This is a genomic window from Paracoccus sp. J56, from assembly GCF_019633685.1.
GTDB classification, from domain to species: Bacteria; Pseudomonadota; Alphaproteobacteria; order Rhodobacterales; family Rhodobacteraceae; genus Paracoccus; species Paracoccus kondratievae.
In genome coordinates this window covers 1-3,841 of sequence record NZ_JAFL01000064.1, presented here as the reverse complement: position 1 = coordinate 3,841, position 3,841 = coordinate 1, and the positions used below count along the sequence as shown (strand labels likewise).

Genomic DNA, 3,841 nt, shown 5'->3' with positions numbered 1-3,841 from the left:
CCCCCAACTGGCCGGACTTTACGCCGCCGCCCCGGCCGACTTTTGCTCCGCCGTTGACATCTGACAAGCAACTTGATGCGATTCGAGCCAAAATCGCCAAGGCATACACGAAAAAGCGCATAACGAACGCCGCGATTGGACGGGTCGCCGGCGTCCACCCAAGTCAGGTCAGCCGGATTTGCGCCGGTAGCTTCAAAACCCTGAGCCACAATGTCGTGCAAGTTTGCATGGCACTGGACGTCAAGCTCCCAAGGTCAGAGGCCAGGGCGGAGAGGTCTGATCCTTCTTGGGCGCAGGTTCAGTCGAGCATTCGAAGGATATGGGATGAAACGCCAGAAGGTGCGAAAGCGATAGCTCGCATGCTCGAAGCAATCGCAGATCTGAAAGTTAAATCGTAACCTCAGAGCCATTTTTGAGCCCTGCGTTATCGGCCAACCAACCCACGACATGCTGCGGCGCGCACCAGCGTCCGGTTCGGATGCGCTGCGCTAAGGCGCGCACTCGGGTTTGACTGGCGGCTCTGGGCCGACCATGTTGCTGTCAGCGATGCGCCAGATAGTCCGCCGAAACGTAACCCGAGATACCGGGCCTGTCGGCGAGCGAGACCCTGCACCAGACCTTGCCGTTGTTCGTGACGCAGTTCTGGCGGGTGAGGCGCGTTCCGTCAGGCAGGCCGATGATGATGTTGTGGTTGAGGCCAGGGCCTTCGCGCAGCTTCAGGAGATCACCTGGCCCGACGCCCTTTACCACTGCACCAGAACCGACCGCGCATCCGGTGACGATCATGAGAGCGAGAAGAGCAGAAAAATGAGTTCGCATTGCCTGACCTGAATCGTTTTGCCATCACTACGACACCATCACGCTGAATGACAGCAGGCAGGTGCCGGGCGCGGATGAAAGGCTTGCAAAAGACCAGCCATCGAAGGCCCGTTCCGTCCCTTGGAGCAGCGATTCTGGTCGGGATTTCGCCGTGGCGCCAGTCGAGTGGCAGCATTCGGAGAATGCGGCCATGCAGCATGGGGGGGGCGTCCGACGAGCGGTTCTGGGCCGTGACCGACGATCGCCTCTAGGGTTACACGGCAAAGTGCATGCAAGCGGTCCGGCCCGGCGAACTCAGCCGCGAAGCTCTTGACCTCACCAGAGGGTCGCCTTTTGACACAAAAGGCAAGACTCTCTGAAACGCCACAATCAAGGGTGTGAAATTTCACGAAGTCTTGCTTCGCTCTCGGTGGGAATCTTGAATGAATCCTGCGCTGTTGACCAGCCTATTTCCTGGCGACTTCCCTTCATTCCAGCAGCAGCCGGCCGGCTTGAATTGCACGATCAGCGGGGATGAGGCTTCCCTGAACCACAGGAGACAGATGCAAGCGCGGCCCCGGCAAGGGGGGCATGGGAAAGGCTATCAGATCGGCAATCGCCTCTGCCCCCAGCTCCATGAAGCGCGAGAGGGCGGATTGCTCGCAAATATCGCCGGGGAACGCCGTTAGCTGCGGTTTGAAATCGCTGCCCAGAAACGTCCTCTGCCGACGAAAGCGGTGGTCTCGCGCTGCAATCTTCCGATGATGCTCCCACAGACCCTGCCCAAGGCAGGAACTGATGCCCATTGCGACGAGGTGTTGCTGCATATCAGTCCGCACGCTGCACAGGCGCGATCTCACCTTGTGCCACGGTCCAAAGCAATTCGGCCAACCAGACGGGGTCTTCGGCCTGGCCTGACCCCATGGGGTGGTCCGGTTTCAGTCTTAATGCATGATGGGCTTTTGGGCCATCGCCTGGGCAGATGATGGCGCTGACCCGCGTGACGGCGCGGGCCAGATAATGGCCTCCGGGGCCGGCGGTTTATATCCAAGCGATGAGTGCGGCCGCTCGGTATTGTAGTAGCGTCGCCATGCCTCGATGATAACCTTTGCCTCCGCGAGGCTGTAGAAGCTCTCCCCGTTGAGCAGTTCATCGCGCAGCTTCGAGTTGAAGCTCTCGCAATAGCCGTTCTCCCAGGGGCTGCCCGGCTCGATGAACGCGGTCTTTGCGCCGACGGCCACGATCCACTCCCGCACAGCCTTGGCGATGAACTCCGGGCCATTGTCGGAACGAACATGGCCCGGCACGCCGCGCAGAATGAACAGGTCCGACAGAACGTCGATGACGTCGGTCGAGTTGAGCTTGCGACCGATCCGGATCGCCAGGCATTCCCGGGTGAACTCGTCGATGATGTTGAGCATGCGGAACTTTCTGCCATCGTGGGTCCGGCCCTCGACGAAGTCATAGGACCAGACATGATTTGGATGTTCGGGCCGAAGCCGGATGCACGATCCGTCATTCAGCCAGATTCGGCCTTTCTTCGGTTGCTTCTGGGGAACCTTCAGCCCCTCCCGCTGCCAGATGCGCTCGACGCGTTTGGCGTTGACCGTCCATCCCCCCAACCGCAGCATCGCCGTGATCCGGCGATAGCCATAGCGGCCATACCGGGAAGCGAGCCGGATGATGTCGGCGGTCAACGCCTCTTCATCTGCACGGCCGCAAGGCTTCTTGCGCTGGGTCGAGCGATGCTGGCCGAGAACCTTGCAGGCAAACCGCTCCGAGACGGAGAACTTTGCCATGACATGGTCAACGCAGCGACGACGACGGGCGGGGCTCAATAGTTTCCCGAGGCAGCCTCTTTCAGAATCAGCTTCTCGAGCGTCAGGTCCGACACAGCCTTGCGCAGACGGTCGTTCTCTTTCTCGAGCTCCTTCAGCCGCTTCACCTGGTCACCCTTCAGGCCGCCGAACTCCTTGCGCCACCGATAGTACGTGAACTGCGTCACGCCGATCGTGCGAACCGCCTCGCCAACCGATCTTCCTTGCGACAGCAGAACATCGACTTGGCGCAGCTTCGCGACGATCTCTTCGGGCTTATGCTTCTTCTGGGGCATTCCAACGTCCTCTCCAGCGGCTCAATAGCCTACTTCAGGGAGGACCACTTTTCAGGGAGCAGACCAAATGGTATTGCGGTCGTTCATGAACAGCTTGTCGGTAAGGCGCCAGATGTTTTCGCCTTCGGCATGGACATTCGGCGAATAGGTGATCCAATGGCTGCGCTTGAGAAAGGTGCCCGAAATGATGCCGCCCATCGAGCCGGCCTCGTCGCCGGAGCAACGCGTGAAGATCGACGGCCGGATGGCGATCATGTTGCCGCCGTCGGCCTGCACGGTCGTGGTGCCCTGGTCGATGTCGGGATTGACGGCGGTGATCGCATAGGGAACCGGCACGCCGCCGCCCGGCGTCTTGCAGACATCGGGGGCCGAGTTGCTGTGCCGGCCGGCCCGAACCGCGATGGGTGATGGTCAGGCCGTTGACGCGGATGGTGACGGTCATGCTGCACTCTCGGGCTGGAAGAGTAGGCCGGACGGGCTGGCATCGAACAGGGCCGCGTCTTCGGGAAGGGCGCGGAAGCTGTCGGTCGCGCCTGCGGCAAGCCGCGTGGTGCCGATGGTCACGTCGCCTTCGGGTCTCGCCAGCCGCCAGGACGCCAGCCAGGTCATGTGGACTTGAAGCCTGTCGAAATCGACACGGATCGTCTACAACTCCGGCGCGGCGCGGTGCCAGCGGATAGCGCGACGGCGCATCCGCCGTGCCGGTGCCGACAAGCCTTCCTGCCTCCAGCACGGGGTGGGCGGGCAGAGGCCGGGGCAGGCGCTGTTCGACAGGCGCGGCCTCCCACCAGGCAGGGTCGAGATCCCGCGGCAGGAGCGACGCCGCGGGTTTCCTGGAGAGTGTCAGGTCTTCTGTGTATGGGTGATTGGGTCCATGCTTCCTGAGAGGAGCAAGGACGATGACGATTTCCGACGAACTGCTGGACGAGC

General features: G+C 61.5%; 6 protein-coding genes. 1 reads left to right on the top strand and 5 read right to left on the bottom strand.

The window, feature by feature from the left end; all coding sequences use genetic code 11:
• The coding region (locus M511_RS18890) for a hypothetical protein (protein WP_217809635.1) at positions 1–398 on the top strand (398 nt) is incomplete at its 5' end.
• Between the two features lie 142 nt (positions 399–540).
• Here M511_RS18890 and M511_RS18885 read toward each other — a convergent pair.
• The 5 genes from M511_RS18885 to M511_RS18865 form a co-directional block, all read right to left on the bottom strand.
• Positions 541–819: an SH3 domain-containing protein gene (locus M511_RS18885; RefSeq protein WP_085503243.1), complete on the bottom strand. Its 279-nt coding sequence runs from the start codon at positions 817–819 to the stop codon at positions 541–543.
• A 467-nt stretch (positions 820–1,286) separates the two neighbouring features.
• The gene (locus M511_RS18880; RefSeq protein ID WP_085503241.1) at positions 1,287–1,625 is read right to left on the bottom strand and encodes a hypothetical protein; all 339 of its coding nucleotides are present in this window, start codon (positions 1,623–1,625) and stop codon (positions 1,287–1,289) included.
• A 117-nt stretch (positions 1,626–1,742) separates the two neighbouring features.
• Positions 1,743–2,911 (bottom strand): IS3 family transposase gene (locus tag M511_RS18875; RefSeq protein ID WP_139824652.1). Its coding sequence is split into 2 segments (ribosomal slippage): positions 1,743–2,647 and positions 2,647–2,911, totalling 1,170 coding nucleotides; the frame shifts between segments, so codons are not numbered across the junction.
• 51 nt (positions 2,912–2,962) lie between these two features.
• Positions 2,963–3,313 (bottom strand): DUF4150 domain-containing protein, encoded by a 351-nt coding sequence (locus M511_RS18870; protein ID WP_254901076.1) that lies wholly within the window; start codon positions 3,311–3,313, stop codon positions 2,963–2,965.
• Positions 3,314–3,349: 36 nt separating this feature from the next.
• Positions 3,350–3,520, bottom strand: a complete 171-nt coding sequence (locus tag M511_RS18865; RefSeq protein WP_176224588.1) for a hypothetical protein — start codon at positions 3,518–3,520, stop codon at positions 3,350–3,352.
• Between the last annotated feature and the right edge of the window lie 321 nt (positions 3,521–3,841).

Coding starts and splice junctions, on each gene's coding strand:
- M511_RS18885 (WP_085503243.1), bottom strand. CDS start 819: ATGCGAACTCATTTTTCTGCTCTTCTCGCTCTCATGATCGTCACCGGA.
- M511_RS18880 (WP_085503241.1), bottom strand. CDS start 1,625: ATGCAGCAACACCTCGTCGCAATGGGCATCAGTTCCTGCCTTGGGCAG.
- M511_RS18865 (WP_176224588.1), bottom strand. CDS start 3,520: ATGACCTGGCTGGCGTCCTGGCGGCTGGCGAGACCCGAAGGCGACGTG.